Origin of the sequence: Pseudomonas sp. W15Feb34, from assembly GCF_023127765.1 — a bacterium.
Lineage (GTDB): Bacteria > Pseudomonadota > Gammaproteobacteria > Pseudomonadales > Pseudomonadaceae > Aquipseudomonas > Aquipseudomonas synxantha_A.
Genome location: NZ_SPKN01000021.1, coordinates 213,996 through 227,344, shown reverse-complemented (window position 1 = coordinate 227,344; position 13,349 = coordinate 213,996). Strand labels below are relative to the sequence as shown.

Here is a 13,349-nt window from a genome sequence, read left to right as displayed (position 1 = left end):
AGAAATCCGGGACGCGCAGGTGTTCCAGAGTGCCGCCGGCGTCGGTTTCTGACAAGGCCGAACGCAAACGACTTTAAACCTTGTGGCTTAAAGCTAGTCTCAAGCATGAGCCGTCGCGTTATTCACGCAGGCGGCTGGTCACTCATCACCGCCTGCCAACGCAGGCTTATTGAGGTAGCCATGAAAATTCGAGAACTGGCCCAGCATTGGGAAGAAACCGCCAAGGGTCGCCTGACCAAGACTGAGTACGCAATTCATCTGGATGTGGAATCTGCCGCAAGGCTGGCCGCCATTGCCGAGATGTACCCCAAGCGCCACGTCGAAGAACTGCTCGGCGAGCTGATCGGCGCCGCCCTTGAAGAGCTGGAAGAAAGCTTTCCCTATATCAAGGGCGACCAAGTGATTGCCACCGATGAAGAGGGGGACCCGCTGTATGAAGACGTGGGTCTCACACCCAGGTTTCTGACATTGTCGCGCCGCTATTTGCATGATTTGTCCGCCAGCGCTGACGAACAGAAGCACTGAACAACATTTTATTGACGTCAATCCAACCCAGGTATTCCGGGCTTTTTACAGGCTCGGAGTACCGCTGCGCGCTGCGAAAGTTCCATCTTTTGAACACTGACCACTCAGTCAGATATTTTTTCAGGCAATTCGCCATATCCGCTGAACTTTTGAAAAAAGCCTCAGGTCACAGCCAGTAGCCATCACTTGTGGAACGGTCGTTTGAACTGGCCTCATGAGCTTTACCGCCGGGCCCGCAACCGATACGCCACGATGGATTTTGATGTTTTTCAGGAGTTATCCAATGGAGTTGAAGACGATGAACACCAGCACCGCCAAATCCTCGTTTAACCACCTGCGCGGGCTCAAATTGGCCGCGCTGGCAATCGGCACCAGCTTCGTTCTGGCAGGCTGCGCCGGCAACCCTCCAACCGAGCAGTACGCCGTGACCCAATCGGCCGTTAACAGCGCCGTGAGCGCTGGCGGTACCGAGTTTGCAGCCGTGGAAATGAAGTCGGCTCAGGACAAGCTCAAAGAAGCTGAAATCGCGATGCACGACAAGAACTACGAGAAAGCTCGTCAGCTGGCTGAACAAGCCGAATGGGACGCCCGCGTCGCCGAGCGTAAAGCCCAGGCTGCCAAGGCTCAACAGGCTGTGAAGGATTCCCAGAAGGCTGTTGAAGAACTGCGTAAGGAAGGCATGCGCCCAGCTGCAATCATGCAGAAGTAAGCCACTGCCCCTTGATTGCATCGCACCTGATATCGAATTGAAAGGACGACACGACTATGCGTAAACAATTGATGATCCCTGCCCTGCTAGCGATGAGCGTTGCCTTGGCGGCCTGCTCCACCCCGCCGAACGCGAACCTGGAAAATGCACGGACTAACTTCTCGGCCCTGCAAACCAACCCGCAAGCCACCAAACTGGCAGCCCTGGAAACCAAAGACGCCAGCGAATGGCTGGACAAGGCTGACAAGGCATACCGCGACAACGAAGACGAGAAGAAAGTCGACCAACTCGCTTACCTGACCAACCAGCGTGTTGAAGTTGCCAAGGACACCATCGTCCTGCGCGAATCCGAAGCCAAGCTGAAAAATGCCGGCGACGAACGTGCCCGCGCCCTGCTGGACGCCCGTGACGCGCAAATCAAGCAACTGCAAAACAGCTTGAACGCCAAGCAAACCGATCGCGGCACCCTGGTGACTTTCGGTGACGTACTGTTCGCCACCAACAAGTCCGACCTGAAATCCAGCGGCCTGGTGAACATCACCAAGCTGGCGCAGTTCCTGCGCGATAACCCGGATCGTAAAGTGATCGTTGAAGGCTACACCGACAGCACGGGTTCCGACTCGTACAACCAGAGCCTGTCGGAGCGTCGCGCAGCTTCCGTGCAACGTGCACTGGCTCAACAAGGCGTGGATATCTCGCGCATCGTGACCCAGGGCTACGGCAAGGAATATCCAGTTGCCGATAACGGCAGCGTTTCGGGCCGTGCCATGAACCGTCGCGTTGAAGTGACCATCTCCAACGACAACCAGCCAGTCAAGCCACGGTCTTCCGTTGCTAACTGATTGATTGTTGCCGGATAAAAAAACCCACCTCGCGGTGGGTTTTTTTTGGCTAGGAAAAATTGATTGGGCGATCTGTGTCTTCATCAGGCGGTTTTATCATGCCGGGGTCTTTGCAGCCCTGCGCCGAACTGCCTGCCGACTTGTTACGCGCCTGCTCCAGCGCATCTTGTCGTTCTAACGCCTGATGCGCCCTGACCATCGCCAGCATATTGCGTATCGCATCAATATTTATCACCACCGTCCCAGCCCCGCTGTAAAGAAGTCACACCACCGTTTGTGGCGGTTTACGCAATTCAGTTCCAGGCGACTTCTTGAGGAGATACTGTGGTGGCACCGGCACGCCGTGGGCCGGCCACACTCATGCCCCCCCCCCAAAAAATCACTGGCAGGCTTTCAAAGGCAGGGGATTAAAACGCGATAGAGCCCGGGCTGTCGCCGCCGCCCACCTGAATCCGGCCTTGGCCAGATGTGCCACCTGGGTCTTTTGCCTCCAGGGCGGCTCTTTCTTCCAACAACTTCTTCAGCTTTTCGAGCAGTTCTTCAAGGCTCTCCCCGCCTCCAGCCCCCTGGGCCCCGCCCGAACCCTGCGAACCTTCGCCGCGCTTGGCTTGAATTTTATCCCGGATGTCCTGAATTAGCTGATCCAGGCCCTGCGAGGGTGCCTCGGAGCCAACTGAATAGCCCGCGCCAACTGAAAGTGAACCGCCGATACCGTCCATAAACTCGTACTCCAGATTAGTTAATACAATGCACTGATCAGACAAGCTGATCAGTCCACGATCTGTGGCAAGCGAGTACAGATGGTTCCAGGCTATATAGATTCGGACAGACCTCGCCTGACTAATCAGGAGACTTGAAGGACGTTTTCATACAACGGTGGTGTTAGGACTCACTGCTGCAGTTGCGGAGTTTCCTGCCCCATGCAACGCACGGCCTGCTTCTTGTTGTTCACCAGCACGCCGCTCAAGCCTTTTTGCTCGGTATCAAACATCACCAACACGCCGTCAACGCACTGCGCCACCTGCGCGGCAGGGGTCAGGGAAATTTTGTAATCCTCCCCCGGCACGGTTTTGAGCATGGTGAAGTCGCTGAGCAGCAACGCGTCTTGCGGCTTGGCGAAGTGCAGGTAGCCGTAATACCACAAGCACCCAACGGTACCGATGATAGTGCCGATGCCGGTGAGGATCAGCGGGATCATGTTGCGTTCTTCACTCATTGCGGGCTCTCTGATGAATCAACTTTAGGAATTGGATAATTCGGAATCTCGCCCAGCCGGCGCAGGCCGTTGAAGTGCTGCGGGTCGTCCAGGTAACGCAGCATGACGGTTTGCCAGGTCTTGTCGGCAAACGTCTGCACATGGCCGCCACGGGTCAGTTGCAACACCCTTGGCGCAGGGGCCACTTGATACAGGCGGATGCCATTGGCCACTGGCACGATGGGATCATCCAGGCTGTGGAACAACAGTTTTGGCACACCGGTCAGTTGGGGCATGGCATTGATTGCACTGTCGGCGTCGGGCACCAGCCACGACAGGGGCACCTGCAACGGCCAGGTTAACCAGGACGTGCTCAGGGCGAATTGTCCTACGTCACGATAACTGGCGGGTACGCCATCCAGTATCAGCGCCTTGAGCTGGGGTTGACGCGCCGGATGGGCCGCCAGGTAATGCACCGCCAGCGCGCCGCCCAGGCTTTGGCCGAGCACAATCAACGGTTGCCCCTGGGTTTCAGGAGCTTTGTCGAGCCAGCTGAATGCCGCGTCTATATCCTGATAGATCGCCGGCAAGGACGGTTTGCCTTGCGAAAGCCCATAGCCGCGATAATCGAGCAACAGCACTTGATAGCCTTGCTCCGGCAACCACCAACTGCCGCCCAGATGCCAGGCGAGATTACCGCCGTTGCCGTGCAGGTGCAGCACCGTTCCCTTCAGAGGTACGCCGGGTTTAGCCGGCAACCACCAGGCGTGGAGCTTGAGGCCGTCAGCAGTGGTGATAGTGACGTCGCGGTATTGCAGGCGGGCTTTTTCCGGCGTGAAGGGCAGGCCAGGCTCGGGATAGAACAGCAAGGAGCTGCAGCCGTTCAATGTGAGTAGCAGGCATAAAATGCCGAGGATTCTCATCCGTTGAAACCTCGTAGGTGAGTTGAAACCTGAAGTCTTGTGAAGATCCAATGGTGGGAGGGGGCAAGCCCCCTCCCACACGGTGACCCGGTTGCTTCAATGAAATACCTAAAGGATATTGGAGTAATCCGCCTCGATCCGATCCAGGCTCAAGTGGTTGAGGAAGTTGGAAAAACACATCCACGCCGCCAGCGCGTTCATATCGCGAAACTGCTCCGGCAGGTACTTGGGCGGTACCACCAGCCCCTCGTCTACCAGTTGGCGCAGGGTGCGCATGTCTTCCAGGGTGGTCTTGCCACAGAACAGCAGCGGCACTTGTTCCAACTTGCCTTTGCGCACGGCGAGCTGGATGTAGTTGTAGACCATGATAAAGCCCTTGAGGTAGGACAAATCCTTGGTAAACGGCAGACCGGTCGGCACTGAACCACGGAACACCCGGCTGGCGTTGCCATAGCTTTCGGCCATTTCAAAGCCTTGCTCACGGAAGAACTCGAACACCTGCAGGAAGTCGGCGCCCTCCTCCACCATATGGATGGCGCGGGTACGGTTGGTCAATTTACGCAAGCGGCTGGGATAGGAGGCAAACGTGATGATTTCCATCAGGATCGCCAGGCCCTCCTGGGTCACGGTGGACGACGGCGGACCCTTGGACAGGAACGTGCAGATTGGCTGGTTCTGGCCATTGAGCGTGGTGCCCACATGCACCAGCCCTTCATGCACTTCCAGGGCGCGCACGTCGCGGTCGTTGAACATCGCGTCGGCGCGGATCTTGATATAGTCGGCGCCCGCCGCCGCATCCGCGACGATACCGTCGGACTCGAACACGCGGATGGTCTCTTCTGCCTCGCCAAACACCTTGTTCAGACGCGTTTGCAGCAGGCTCACCGCATCCTTGGCGGTGAGGGTCTTGGCTTCGTCCTTCAGATCGCCCCGGCCATCGATATTGTTCAGGTAGTCCGACAGCATCAGCCCCAGGTCCGCCAGGGTCGGGTCGCCGGCGTGGAACGCATCGGAGGCAGCGCCGTACAGTTCCTGGGATATCAGGCCAAAGTCCTCGGTGCCGCGCGCTTCAAGCATACGCACCACCATGCGGTATTCGCGGCACATGCGCCGCATGATCTGCCCCACCGGGCTGAACTGGCCCAGGCGGCGGGTGATGTCGCGCTCGATGTTCTGGAACTCCAGCTTCACCGCACTGGAATCGAAAGACAGGGGCCGGTTCAGGTAGTAATCGCGGTCCACGGCAGGCATGGCTTTGCCCTTGGCCTTGAGGAATCCCTGGCGGATGTTCTCGTCCCACTTTACTGCGTCGAGAACCCGGATCGGTGTCTGCGCCAGCACAATGCGATCGGACAAGCTGCGTATCGTCTGCTGGTAATCGTCCACCCGGTGTTTTCCTCTTTAAACGTTGAGCGTTGTCAGGCTTTGCTCGAATGCTGTCAGACCGAGGCCAATACCAGGTGCATGTAACGCTTGAGGATTTCAAGCATCTCTTCACCGGTCAGAGGCTCTGCGCCGCCCAACAGGCCCTGATATTCCATCCGACTGATGATAGCCGTCAACACCTTGGCATCCTGCTGCGGCTCACGGGAGCCCAACACTTGAAAAAACTGCCCGGTGCCCTGCAACAGAATCTGTTGATGGGAGCGCACCAGTTCAGCCAGTCGCGGGTTCAGCAGGGCCTCCTGTCGAAACGCCTGCTCGGCCATCAGGTATTCGCGGCGGTTGGTCAGTTGGCGCAGCACGTAATCGGCGGTCAGCCGGGCAATGTCATCGGCCAGTTGCGCGCGCGACTGCGGGCTGCCATCGCCATAGGCAACCATCTCGCGCAACAAGCCCTCGTTACGCACCCACAGTTTGCCCATGAAGGCCGCGCTGCGCTCGACGTATTGGGCGAAGGTGTCGGTGAGCAGGTCATCGATATCCTTGAAATAGTAGGTGGTGGCCGACAACGGCACACCCGCCTCCGCCGCGACGGCTCGATGGCGTACGGCACGCACCCCTTCGCGCACCACGATGCGCATGGCCGCATCGAGAATGTCCTGGCGGCGTTGTTCGCTGCCGCGGCGGCTGGCCTTGCGGCCCTGGTACTGAACGCTTTCAGCCACGGCAGCAGCAATGCCGGCGGCACCTTCTTGAGCCATTACGCGGTTCACCACACTTCTTCCTTTAAAAGTGACACTGGAATACGCCACATAAAAAAGCCGCCTTATAAAAGGCGGCTTCGGATTTCGCAACGGTTACGCTTGTGGCCGCATGTGCGGGAACAGGATCACATCGCGGATCGATGGCGAGTTGGTCAACAACATCACCAGGCGGTCGATGCCGATGCCTTCACCGGCAGTCGGCGGCATGCCGTACTCCAGGGCACGTACGAAGTCGGCGTCGTAGTGCATGGCTTCGTCATCACCGGCGTCCTTGTCGGCCACCTGAGCCATGAAGCGCTCGGCCTGATCTTCCGCGTCGTTAAGCTCGGAGTAGGCGTTGGCGATTTCGCGGCCGCCGATGAACAGTTCGAAACGGTCAGTGACGTTCGGGTTGTCGTCGTTGCGACGCGCCAGCGGCGACACTTCGAACGGGTACTGGGTAATGAAGTGTGGCTGCTCCAGCTTGTGCTCGACCAGCTCTTCGAAAATCATCACCTGCAATTTGCCCAGGCCTTCAAAGCCCAACACCTTGGCGCCGGCTTTCTTGGCGATGGCGCGAGCCTTGTCGATGTCGTTCAGATCGTCAGCGGTCAGCTCAGGGTTGTACTTGAGGATCGAGTCGAACACCGACAGACGCACGAACGGCTCGCCGAAGTGGAACACCTTGTCGCCGTACGGCACGTCGGTAGTCCCCAGAACAAGCTGCGCCAGTTCACGGAACAGTTCTTCGGTCAGGTCCATGTTGTCTTCGTAGTCGGCGTAGGCCTGGTAGAACTCCAACATGGTGAATTCAGGGTTGTGACGGGTCGAGACGCCTTCGTTACGGAAGTTGCGGTTGATCTCGAACACCTTCTCAAACCCGCCGACCACCAGACGCTTGAGGTACAGCTCCGGCGCGATACGCAGGAACATTTCCATGTCCAGCGCGTTGTGGTGGGTTTCAAATGGCTTGGCTGCGGCACCACCGGGGATGGTTTGCAGCATCGGCGTTTCCACTTCCAGGAAGTCACGCTGCATCAGGAAGCTGCGGATGTGGGCAATGACTTGCGAACGCACACGGAAGGTCTGGCGCACGTCTTCGTTGACGATCAGGTCAACGTAACGCTGGCGATAGCGCTGCTCGGTGTCGGTCAGGCCGTGGTGCTTGTCCGGCAGAGGGCGCAAGGACTTGGTCAGCAGGCGCACGCTGGTCATTTCGACGTACAGGTCGCCCTTGCCGGAACGGGCCAGGGTGCCTTCTGCGGCGATGATGTCACCCATGTCCCAGGTTTTCACCGAGGCCAGGGTTTCTTCCGAGAGGGTTTTACGGTTGACGTAGACCTGGATACGCCCGGTCATGTCCTGAATCACCATGAACGAGCCACGGTTGAGCATGATGCGACCTGCCACCTTGACCGGGATCGCCGCTTCTGCCAGCTCTTCCTTGGTCTTGTCCGCGTACTGTTTCTGCAAGGCATCGCAGTAGTTGTCGCGGCGGAAGTCGTTGGGGAAGGCGTTACCCTTGGCGCGCTCGGCAGCAAGCTTTTCCTTGCGCAGGGCGATCAGGGAGTTTTCTTCCTGTTGCAGGGCTTGCGGGTCGAGTTGTTGGTCGCTCATGTCTTTTGAAATTCCATCACAGGTACGTTTTCCCCAGCCTTCGGCTGGGGATCGCGAGCAAGCTCGCTCCTACAGGGGTGTTACAGGCCGGATTTCAGGCTGGCTTCCAGGTATTCGTCGATATCACCGTCGAGTACCTTGTCGCAGTCGCTGCGTTCGATGTTGGTGCGCAGATCCTTGATCCGCGACGCATCGAGTACATACGAACGGATCTGGTGACCCCAGCCGATATCCGACTTGGTGTCTTCCAGCGCCTGGGAAGCGGCGTTGCGCTTCTGCATTTCCTGCTCGTACAACTTGGCCCGCAGCATTTTCATGGCGGTATCCTTGTTGGCGTGCTGGGAACGTTCGTTCTGGCAACTGACCACGGTGTTGGTCGGTACGTGGGTAATACGTACGGCCGAGTCAGTGGTGTTTACGTGCTGACCACCGGCACCGGAGGAACGGTAGGTGTCGATGCGCAGGTCGGCTGGGTTGATCTCGATTTCCACCTTGTCGTCGATCTCTGGCGAGACGAAAACGGCGGAGAACGAAGTGTGACGACGGTTGCCGGAGTCGAACGGGCTCTTGCGCACCAGGCGGTGCACACCGATTTCGGTACGCAGCCAGCCAAAGGCGTATTCACCCTTGATATGCACGGTCGCGCCCTTGATACCGGCGACTTCACCGGCGGACAGTTCCATGATGGTCGCGTCGAAACCGCGCTTGTCGGCCCAGCGCAGGTACATGCGCAGCAGGATGTTGGCCCAGTCCTGGGCCTCGGTGCCGCCGGAACCGGCCTGGATGTCCAGGTAGGCGTTGTTCGGGTCCATTTCATGGCTGAACATGCGGCGGAATTCGAGCTTGGCGAGGTTTTCCTCGAGACGGGCCAGCTCGGCGACGACATCGCCCACTGCGCCTTCATCATTTTCTTCGACAGCCATGTCCAGCAGGTCACGGCAATCGGCCAGACCGGTGTTCAGCTCGTCGAGGGTGTCGACGATCTGCGCCAGCGCAGCGCGCTCGCGCCCCAGTTCCTGGGCGTATTCAGGTTTGTTCCAGACACTCGGATCTTCAAGCTCGCGGTTGACCTCGGTCAGACGCTCATGCTTTTGATCGTAGTCAAAGATACCCCCGAATAGTTTCGGAGCGCTCGGACAGGTCCTTGATGGTGTTAAGGATCGGGTTGATTTCCATGGCGGGCAGCACTCGTTGGCGAACTTTTGAAAGCCGGCGAGTATAACGGCAAACGGCTGGGAACGGCAGTCCGCTTGGCCGATTCTGCCAAGGCGGCGCTTCCTCTCCTCATGCTAGCTTCGCTAACAGATGCGCGACCACCAAAGCGTTTCCTGCGGGAGGGCGATACCCCGCGTTAGAAAAACCACACCTACTACTCGCTGAAAAATGACCGTTCATCTGTTTATACAAACAATCTGAACATCAAAATCAGAGCCCGCCTAAAAGAGCACAATCCAACCCACCCTAACAAAAACAAACAATTAGGTTTCTAGCCAAATCGCCCCAAGACTCAAGTCACAAATATACAAGAATATGAATACATCAGTTTCAGACCTGTCTTACAAATACTCCTACAGACATAAAATCAAATCAAAACGCCATCAGTTTTTTATTCCTTCCCGCTCAAATAAGTTCGATCAAAGCGACTGAGCTTTTTCTTCAGGACGTACAAACTTTCAAACTCGATCACTCTCACAAAAAACGGAGAGACCCTATGGCCCAGCAAGGGTGGCAACCAGGACAACCTTTAGAACTCAAACCCACGATAATTACCGCCGGGAGACGAAATACTTATTGGGGTGGCGAAGGCGGAGGCTACGCAGGAAGTGGAGATGGCTGGGGCCTTCAAGAAGGGCCTCGTCGAGGTGAAGGAGACCGTAGCCGCTTCAAGCAGTTTGACTTCCCTAGCACCACCGCTGATTTCATTGGAGAGCAACAGTACAATCAATCCTTGATTGACGCAGAGTACAGCGCACGGTTCGCAACGCTAACGACTGAAACTGAACGCGAACTCGCAGAGAAACAGCAAGCCGCGAAAGCTTCACAGCCTCTCACAGAGACAGCCTCAGCCATTCTCGATCAAAAAATCGCACTTGAAATCATCGACGCAAAAAAAAACCAAATACACCAATACTGCGCCACTCATCTATGGGCTCTATGATCAAAGCCCTTTTTATCTGATGGAAAACTTAACCTATACAAAACTACGTGAAACGCTTGCATCCTCTGACCCGATAAAAAATTTGGGCGATACGTACACACTTTACGACAACGTTTGGAGAGCCGCGCAAGAACTCAAGGCTCTCTCGCTCTCCATAGACATTCTGGCTAAAAAACTTTCAGGGTTGGCAAAGGCCCGGCAAACGCTGGAGGCCAATTTAGCCGAACATGATCCTGGCTGGGCAAATTTACACAATGAGTATCTGAAGGCCATTGCCGATGAGTTGGAAATTCAGGTGCAGTTGCTGCCGGAATATTTGCAGGTGGAACTCGCCTCTCTTGCCGGTTCTGTCGTTGGATTGACACCCGACCAGACCCTCATGCTTTACAAACACACGCTGGACAAAATGATCGAAGAAACGATGGCTGCGATCAAACCTATTGACCCACCGTTAGCCATAAACCGGAACGGGTTGATGATTTACTATCCCGCAGCCAACCCACGGGTTACACCGCCACTGAGCAAACCCGAGCTTGAGGGGCTGAAACAACTTATTTATCTGCAGCAGAACACCGCTCTTGGGGTGAGATGGCTCAGCCACCATGATTTTGTGCTGAAGTCAGAGTCCGCGCGGTTTCTTGCCAACGCCTCCAATGCAATCAGCGACCTTGCAGGACGTGCGCAGCAGGTAGCCACGGCCCAGGCGCGTATTGAAGCGGTACGAGTAACCAATACCTATCGACTGTCGGGCACCGCTGCTGCGACTCAAGCGATAGTCATGACCTCAGTCGGGACTATCGCTACAGCAGAAGGGATTACCATCACGCTGCAAGCTGCTATTCGGTCAGCAGTGGCCGCATTGACGGAGTTGGTCGCAAGTACCGCGAGTGGCTTAATGGTCGGTGTTTCAGCGTTGGTCTATTCCCCCAAACTCGCAAATGGAGAACTTCCAGAGCGTTATGCGCTTGGTACACCGATCTCAACCTTGGTACCAGACCTCAACGAGTCGACGATAACCTCGGCAGTCAACGGCACAATCGACCTGCCGGTTCGAATGAGTTCGAAGACGGCTACCGATGGGCGGTCAGAAGTATTCGTGGTCACTGCCGACGGTACAAGCGTGCCTTCCAAGGTCAAGGTGGTTGCTGCGACCTATGATCCGGGCAGAAGGTATACACCGTCACGACAAGTGACATTCCACCAAGAACGTTGATCTGGACACCTATCGTTGCCCCTGGGGATAGCTCAACAACGCTGCCCGTTGATCACCCTGAACCGCCTGTCTATGCGGGAGCTACCGTAACTCCCGTTGAAGGAAGGATTGACAGTTTTCCGGCCGCTGCTGAGGCGGGATTTGACGACTTCATCACTGTCTTCCCGGTCAACTCTGGCTTACCTCCCATCTATGTGTTTTTCAGGGATCGACGGGAAGACCCAGGAGTTGTGACAGGCAACGGGCAATCTATAACCGGCTCCTGGCTAGGAGCGGCCTCACAAGGGGAAGGCTCCCCTATACCTTCGCAAATTGCCGACAAGCTTAAAGGTCAGGAGTTTAAAAACTTCAGAGCATTTCGCGAAGCCTTCTGGAAATCTATTGCGAACGACTCGGAACTGGCGAATCAGTTCAACCGTCAAAACCTACAAAGAATACTTAACGGCAAAGCCCCATATACAAGCGAATTAGAGCATGCAGGAAAATCTGGTAAATTCGAGCTCCACCATAAGATATTCATCTCCAAAGGCGGAGACGTTTTCGACATAGACAACATCTACATAGTCACGCCAAAACTCCACAAACAAATTCATGGCAAAGGTAACTAGGATGAAAACTTCAATTTCCGAGTACACAGAAACCGAATTTTTAAACTTCGTAATCTCTCTTTGTGACGCGAGTGCTCGTACTGAGGAAGAAGATGACGAAATGCTATTAGAGTTCACGCGCCTTACAGAACATCCTGACGGATCAGATCTCGTCTATTATCCGAGAGATGACAGAGAAGACAGCCCTGAAGGCATCGTAAAAGAAGTCAAAGAATGGCGCGCCGCTAATGGTAAGCCTGGCTTTAAAGAGGGGTAACGCCCCGGCAAACTCCGTCATCGGCTAGGCATTGATGGCGGAGTTCTTGTTTCAACCTTTCTTCATTCGCACTCAACTCACAAGCTTTGAAATTCCAGGTGTAGGATGGGCATAAATTCCTCACCTGGAGTTACGCTGGTCCCAACTCACTCAATCCCCACCTGATTACGCCCATTATGCTTGGCCGTATACAGCCCCTTGTCCGCCGCCATGATCAACTGCCGGCAGTCCGTGCCCTGCACCGGCGTCAAGGTCGACAGGCCAATGCTGATGGTCAGGCTCGCCCCTTCTGCCGAGGCAATGTGCGGGATTTTCAGGGCCGCCACCGCCATACGCAGTTTTTCTGCCACCAGGCGCGCACCGCCCGGCGAGGTGTTGGGCAGGACCAGGGCAAATTCTTCTCCGCCGTAGCGCGCCGGCAAGTCCGAAGGGCGGCTGCTGGCGTCGCGGATAGCGGCGGCGACTTTGCGCAAGGCTTCATCGCCTTCGACATGGCCGAAGCTGTCGTTGTAGGTCTTGAAGAAATCCACGTCGATCATCAGCAGCGACAGTTGGGTCTGGTCGCGCATGGCACGGCGCCACTCCAATTCCAGGTATTCGTCGAAGTGGCGGCGGTTGGACAGCCCGGTCAGGCCGTCGGAGTTCATCAGGCGTTGCAGCACCAGGTTGGTATCCAGCAACTGTTGCTGGCTGACCCGTAGCGCACGGTAGGCCGCGTCGCGCTGCAACAGGGTCATGTAGGACCGCGAGTGATAGCGGATACGCGCCACCAGCTCGATGTTGTCGGGCAGCTTGACCAGGTAATCGTTGGCGCCGGCCGCGAAGGCCGCACTCTTGATCAGCGGGTCTTCCTTGGTGGACAGCACGATGATCGGGATATTCGCGGTCGCCGGGTGATTGCGGTATTCACGCACCAAGGTCAGGCCGTCGAGGCCGGGCATTACCAGGTCCTGCAGGATCACCGTCGGCTTGATGCGGATCGCCTGGGCAATCGCCTGGTGCGGGTCGGCGCAAAAGTGGAAGTCGATGTTTTCTTCATGGGCCAGGCCGCGCCGCACGGCTTCGCCGATCATGGCCTGATCGTCGACCAGCAGCACCATGGCGGCGTTCTCATCGGTCTTGAAGTCGTCGAGTTGTAAATCATTCATGTGCAGTCACCTGAATTACTACCTGCAAG

At 56.5% G+C, this 13,349-nt stretch carries 15 protein-coding genes; 7 read left to right on the top strand and 8 right to left on the bottom strand.

Annotated features, from left to right (window positions below; all coding sequences use genetic code 11):
• Positions 1–180: 180 nt before the first annotated feature.
• From E4O97_RS09585 to E4O97_RS09575, 3 genes are all read left to right on the top strand, one after another.
• The gene (locus E4O97_RS09585; RefSeq protein WP_005785520.1) at positions 181–525 is read left to right on the top strand and encodes a hypothetical protein; all 345 of its coding nucleotides are present in this window, start codon (positions 181–183) and stop codon (positions 523–525) included.
• 283 nt (positions 526–808) lie between these two features.
• A complete protein-coding gene (locus E4O97_RS09580) occupies positions 809–1,234 on the top strand; it encodes a DUF4398 domain-containing protein (RefSeq protein WP_005785519.1) in 426 nt (141 codons plus the stop codon).
• Positions 1,235–1,290: 56 nt separating this feature from the next.
• Positions 1,291–2,076, top strand: a complete 786-nt coding sequence (locus tag E4O97_RS09575; protein WP_005785517.1) for an OmpA family protein — start codon at positions 1,291–1,293, stop codon at positions 2,074–2,076.
• Between the two features lie 407 nt (positions 2,077–2,483).
• Here E4O97_RS09575 and E4O97_RS09570 read toward each other — a convergent pair whose 3' ends face one another.
• The 7 genes from E4O97_RS09570 to prfB all read right to left on the bottom strand — a co-directional run bounded on the left by E4O97_RS09570 (position 2,484) and on the right by prfB (position 9,113).
• Positions 2,484–2,840: a hypothetical protein gene (locus tag E4O97_RS09570; protein ID WP_177464400.1), complete on the bottom strand. Its 357-nt coding sequence runs from the start codon at positions 2,838–2,840 to the stop codon at positions 2,484–2,486.
• Positions 2,841–2,965: 125 nt separating this feature from the next.
• Positions 2,966–3,292, bottom strand: coding sequence for a hypothetical protein (locus E4O97_RS09565; RefSeq protein ID WP_017529735.1), 327 nt, complete (start codon positions 3,290–3,292; stop codon positions 2,966–2,968).
• Positions 3,289–4,194, bottom strand: coding sequence for an alpha/beta hydrolase (locus E4O97_RS09560; RefSeq protein ID WP_032877483.1), 906 nt, complete (start codon positions 4,192–4,194; stop codon positions 3,289–3,291). Before E4O97_RS09560 ends, E4O97_RS09565 begins: the two co-directional genes overlap by 4 nt.
• A gap of 108 nt (positions 4,195–4,302) precedes the next feature.
• Entirely contained in the window at positions 4,303–5,580 is a 1,278-nt protein-coding gene (locus tag E4O97_RS09555) for a flavohemoglobin expression-modulating QEGLA motif protein (protein ID WP_005785511.1), read from the bottom strand.
• Between the two features lie 53 nt (positions 5,581–5,633).
• Positions 5,634–6,350: a TetR family transcriptional regulator gene (locus E4O97_RS09550; RefSeq protein WP_078820451.1), complete on the bottom strand. Its 717-nt coding sequence runs from the start codon at positions 6,348–6,350 to the stop codon at positions 5,634–5,636.
• An 84-nt stretch (positions 6,351–6,434) separates the two neighbouring features.
• Positions 6,435–7,937 (bottom strand): lysine--tRNA ligase, encoded by a 1,503-nt coding sequence (gene lysS, locus E4O97_RS09545; protein ID WP_005785507.1) that lies wholly within the window; start codon positions 7,935–7,937, stop codon positions 6,435–6,437.
• 80 nt (positions 7,938–8,017) lie between these two features.
• Positions 8,018–9,113, bottom strand: a protein-coding gene (gene prfB / locus E4O97_RS09540) for a peptide chain release factor 2 (RefSeq protein ID WP_098465888.1) whose coding sequence is annotated in 2 segments (ribosomal slippage) — positions 8,018–9,040 and positions 9,042–9,113 — 1,095 coding nt in all. Because the reading frame shifts where the segments join, the coding sequence is not laid out codon by codon here.
• Between the two features lie 535 nt (positions 9,114–9,648).
• Between prfB and E4O97_RS09535 the strand changes: the two genes are divergently transcribed.
• The 4 genes from E4O97_RS09535 to E4O97_RS09520 are packed head-to-tail and all read left to right on the top strand — an operon-like array spanning position 9,649 to position 12,172.
• The gene (locus E4O97_RS09535; RefSeq protein ID WP_248161225.1) at positions 9,649–10,095 is read left to right on the top strand and encodes a hypothetical protein; all 447 of its coding nucleotides are present in this window, start codon (positions 9,649–9,651) and stop codon (positions 10,093–10,095) included.
• Positions 10,028–11,308, top strand: coding sequence for an S-type pyocin domain-containing protein (locus tag E4O97_RS09530; RefSeq protein WP_248161223.1), 1,281 nt, complete (start codon positions 10,028–10,030; stop codon positions 11,306–11,308). The genes E4O97_RS09535 and E4O97_RS09530 overlap by 68 nt, the downstream gene beginning before the upstream one ends.
• On the top strand, positions 11,305–11,916 hold the full coding sequence (locus E4O97_RS09525; protein WP_248161220.1) for an S-type pyocin domain-containing protein: 612 nt from the start codon (positions 11,305–11,307) through the stop codon (positions 11,914–11,916). Before E4O97_RS09530 ends, E4O97_RS09525 begins: the two co-directional genes overlap by 4 nt.
• A 1-nt stretch (position 11,917) precedes the next feature.
• Positions 11,918–12,172 carry a bacteriocin immunity protein gene (locus E4O97_RS09520; RefSeq protein WP_078820448.1) on the top strand — a complete coding sequence of 85 codons (255 nt, stop codon included), beginning with the start codon at positions 11,918–11,920 and terminating at the stop codon, positions 12,170–12,172.
• Between the two features lie 146 nt (positions 12,173–12,318).
• On the opposite strand, the gene E4O97_RS09515 is transcribed toward E4O97_RS09520, so the two are convergent.
• A complete protein-coding gene (locus E4O97_RS09515; protein ID WP_248161216.1) occupies positions 12,319–13,320 on the bottom strand; it encodes a PleD family two-component system response regulator in 1,002 nt (333 codons plus the stop codon).
• Positions 13,321–13,349 lie beyond the last annotated feature (29 nt).